Source organism: Deinococcus rhizophilus (assembly GCF_030271215.1).
GTDB lineage: Bacteria > Deinococcota > Deinococci > Deinococcales > Deinococcaceae > Deinococcus > Deinococcus rhizophilus.
This window is the reverse complement of sequence record NZ_JASNGB010000252.1, coordinates 1-3,198: the sequence shown is the minus strand read 5'-3', so window position 1 is coordinate 3,198 and position 3,198 is coordinate 1. Positions and strand designations below refer to the sequence as shown.

Here is a 3,198-nt window from a genome sequence, read left to right as displayed (position 1 = left end):
GGGGGCTGTCGGGCCGGGTCGTCGGCACCACGGTCCCCGGGGGCCGGACGGTGGAGGCCGTGCAGGGCGGCCGGGTCGTCGCGCGGACCACCACGGATGGAGGCGGGCACTACGGCTTCCTGACGCTTCCCGCCGGGCCCATCGAGGTGCGGGTGGGCGGGCAGCGCTGGGCGGAGGCGGTGCCGGAGGTGGGCGTGGTGCGGCTGCCCGATCTGCTGCTGCGGGAGGCGGCGCCTGCTCCGGCGGCGAGTGGGAAGCGGTAGGGGGCGGGGGGAGCGGCGCTCTCCAAGCCGAACGGCGCGTCTGCCTGGAACGTGGGCTTGTCAGGCGGGGACGTTGAGATCGGCTGACACAGGAGAGAAAACGGCTCAGGCCAGGACAGGGACGCGGCCTACTCCCTCCCCCCTCGCGGGGGAGGGCCTTGCGCAGCAAGGGGAGGGGGGAGGCAAGCACCGCCTGTCCTACAGAGCCAATTGCCCCACCTCACGTCCACGTCTTCCCCCTGCCCCCGCTACACTCACCTCCATGACCACCCCCGCCCTCCCCGACGGTATTCCTCCCTTCGAGTTCCGGCAGACGCTGGGGCGTTTTGCCAGCGGCGTGACCGTGATCACGGCGGCAGACGGCGAGGAGCGGCGGGGCATGACGGCGAGTGCGTTCGTGTCGGTGAGCCTCGCGCCGCCGCTGATCCTGGTCAGCGTGGACCACCGTGCCCAGATGCACACGCTGCTCTCGCGGCCGGAGGTGGAGCGCTTCGGCGTGAGCGTGCTGAGCCTCGCCCAGCGCCACCTCAGCGACCACTTCGCCGGGCGGCCCGGCCCGGACGAGTCGGTGCCGTGGTTCTCCCACGAGGGCCTGCCCCTGATCGGCGGCAGCGTGGCGCAGCTGGTGTGCCGCAAGCAGCAGGTCATCCCGGCGGGGGACCACACCCTCTACCTGGGGCTGGTCGAGTACGCCCGCTACACCGACGACGATCCGCTGGTCTACTTCCGGGGCCAGTACCACGAGTTGATCTGAGGCGAGGGGGTGATGCCCGCCTCCCCCCTGCGACTGCTGATCGCCCTCGCGCTGGCGGGACTGACCCTCCTCGGGGCTGACCCGCTGGCGCTGGTCAATCTGCGGCTCGCGTGGTCGGCGGCGACTACGGCCCACGGGGACCGGGCACCCGTGTGGTTCATCGTGCTGAGGCTGGGCACGGGGGCCCGGATCGCCACCGCGATGATCGGCGCCCTCACTCCGCGTTGACGGGTTCGGCGGACAGCGGCAGCCCCCCCGGCCACTCGCCCGGCAACGTGCCGTCCAATCCCCGCGCGGCCCGCTCCAGCGCGGCATACGCCCCATTCCGCGCCCGCAGCACATCCGGCGGGCCGTCCTCCACCACGCGGCCCCCGTCGAGCACGAGCACCCGGTCGGAGGTCCGCGCGAGGCTGAGGCGGTGGGTCACGATCAGGGCCGTTCGCCCGCGCATCAGCCGTCCCAGGGCCGCCACCACGACCGCCTCGCTCTCGGCGTCCACGGCGCTCGTCGGCTCGTCCAGCAGCAGGACGGTGGGCCGCGCGAGCAGCGTCCGCGCGATGGCGAGGCGCTGGCGCTGGCCCCCGCTGAGTCGCACCCCGCGCTCGCCCACCACCGTCCCTAAGCCCTGCGGAAGCGCCCGCACAAAGTCCAGCGCATACGCGGCCTCCAGCGCCCCCTCGACCTCTGCGTCGCTGGCCTCCGGGCGGGCGTAGCGCACGTTGTCCAGCACCGTGTCGTGAAAGAGGAAGGTGTCCTGCGGCATGGTGACCGCGTGGGTGCGGAGACTTTCCAGCGTGAGGTCGCGCACGTCCACCCCGTCCAGCAGCACCCGGCCTTCCAGGGGATCATGCCCGCGCGGGACCAGCGAGAGCAGCGTGCTCTTGCCCGCGCCCGACGCGCCCAGCACCGCCACCCGCTGCCCCGCCGGAATGCTCAGCGTCACGTCCCGCAGCACCGGGCGGGCGGGGTCGTAGCCGAAGGTCACGCCCTCGAAGTGCACCTCGCCCCGCGCGGGTTCGGGGAGGGGCCGGGCACCGGGCGATTCGGCCACCGCTACGGGCGCGTCGAGCACCTCGAAGACCCGCCGCCCGCTCGCCTCGGCCCGTTGCAGCAGGTCGCCGATATTCACGAGGTCGTCGATCGGGCCGTAGAAGTAGCGCCCGTAGCCCCGGTAGGCGAGCAGCCCGCCCAGCGTGAACTGCCCGGCCAGAATCAGCCACGCGCCGCCCCCCAGCATCAGGACGTTGCCGAAGTTCGCCACGAAGCGGGCCAGGGGAAAGGCCCGGTTGCGCAGCGCCACCGCCTTGACCTGCTCGGCATACAGCTCGCCCGCCATTTGCGCCACCCGCCGCGTCTCCGCCTCCTCCCGCGCGAAGCCCTGCACCACCCGCACCCCCGCCAGCCGGTCGGTGATCAGCGCCGTGAGGTCCCCCAGCCGGGTCCGCGCCGCGCGGTAGGCGGGCCGCACCGTGCGGGCGTAGCGCCGCAGCATCAGCGCGACGGCCAGCATGGGCAGCGTGACGAGCACGCCGAGGAGCGGTTGCAGCGCGATGAAGATGGCGACCACCCCGACCAATCGCAGCGCGTTCGCCAGCACCGCGTCCGTCCCGCGCACCAGCACGTCCTGCACGGCGTCCACGTCGCCGGTCACGCGGGCGATCAGGTCCCCGGTGCGCTGCGACTCGAAATAGCTCGCCGACTGGCCCTGAAGCTTGCGGTACACGCTCAGGCGCAGGTCCAGCGTGAGCTGCTGCCCCGCCCGCTCCAGCAGCAGCCCGCGCCACGCCGACAGAAGCTGTTGCACGCCGAACACCGCCACCAGCAGGGCGAGCTGCCCCCCGATAAAGGTCCAGTCCCGCGCCGGAAGGCCCTGATCCACCACCCGAATCCACACCAGCGGCGGGTACAGCTCGGCGGCCACGCTGCCCACCAGCAGCAGCAGGCCCAGGCCCACCGTGCGGCGGTAGGGCGTGAGCAGGCCGTAGAGGCGGCGGGTCACGCCGGGGCCGGGCGTGGCGGGGTCGGGGGTGGGGGGCACGGGGTAGAGGGTAGCGCGGGGGGTGGGGGTGCCTGACCCGTTCACCCCCTCTCCTGCGGAGCTGTGCCAGTCCCAGCCTCCCCCCTCAAGGGGAAGGAGTGGAGTGAACCCAATCGGGCGGACCGCGGGGCAAGTCACGTCTG

Annotated in this window: 3 protein-coding genes and 1 pseudogene; 3 read left to right on the top strand and 1 reads right to left on the bottom strand. The window is 73.2% G+C overall.

What is annotated here, in order from left to right; genetic code table 11:
* From QOL99_RS16105 to QOL99_RS16095, 3 genes and pseudogenes are all read left to right on the top strand, one after another.
* Positions 1–263 (top strand): annotated as a pseudogene (locus tag QOL99_RS16105) (glycoside hydrolase family 10 protein); the annotation flags it as partial.
* A gap of 262 nt (positions 264–525) precedes the next feature.
* The gene (locus QOL99_RS16100; RefSeq protein WP_285525309.1) at positions 526–1,017 is read left to right on the top strand and encodes a flavin reductase family protein; all 492 of its coding nucleotides are present in this window, start codon (positions 526–528) and stop codon (positions 1,015–1,017) included.
* A 12-nt stretch (positions 1,018–1,029) separates the two neighbouring features.
* Entirely contained in the window at positions 1,030–1,245 is a 216-nt protein-coding gene (locus tag QOL99_RS16095; RefSeq protein ID WP_285525308.1) for a hypothetical protein, read from the top strand.
* Here QOL99_RS16095 and QOL99_RS16090 read toward each other — a convergent pair.
* Entirely contained in the window at positions 1,232–3,055 is a 1,824-nt protein-coding gene (locus QOL99_RS16090; protein WP_285525307.1) for an ABC transporter ATP-binding protein, read from the bottom strand. The two genes, QOL99_RS16095 and QOL99_RS16090, sit on opposite strands and share 14 nt — an antisense overlap.
* Positions 3,056–3,198 lie beyond the last annotated feature (143 nt).

What these genes read in the sequence shown, in the direction of transcription:
- QOL99_RS16095 (WP_285525308.1), top strand. Translation starts at nt 1,030, where the DNA reads ATGCCCGCCTCCCCCCTGCGACTGCTGATCGCCCTCGCGCTGGCGGGA.
- QOL99_RS16100 (WP_285525309.1), top strand. Translation starts at nt 526, where the DNA reads ATGACCACCCCCGCCCTCCCCGACGGTATTCCTCCCTTCGAGTTCCGG.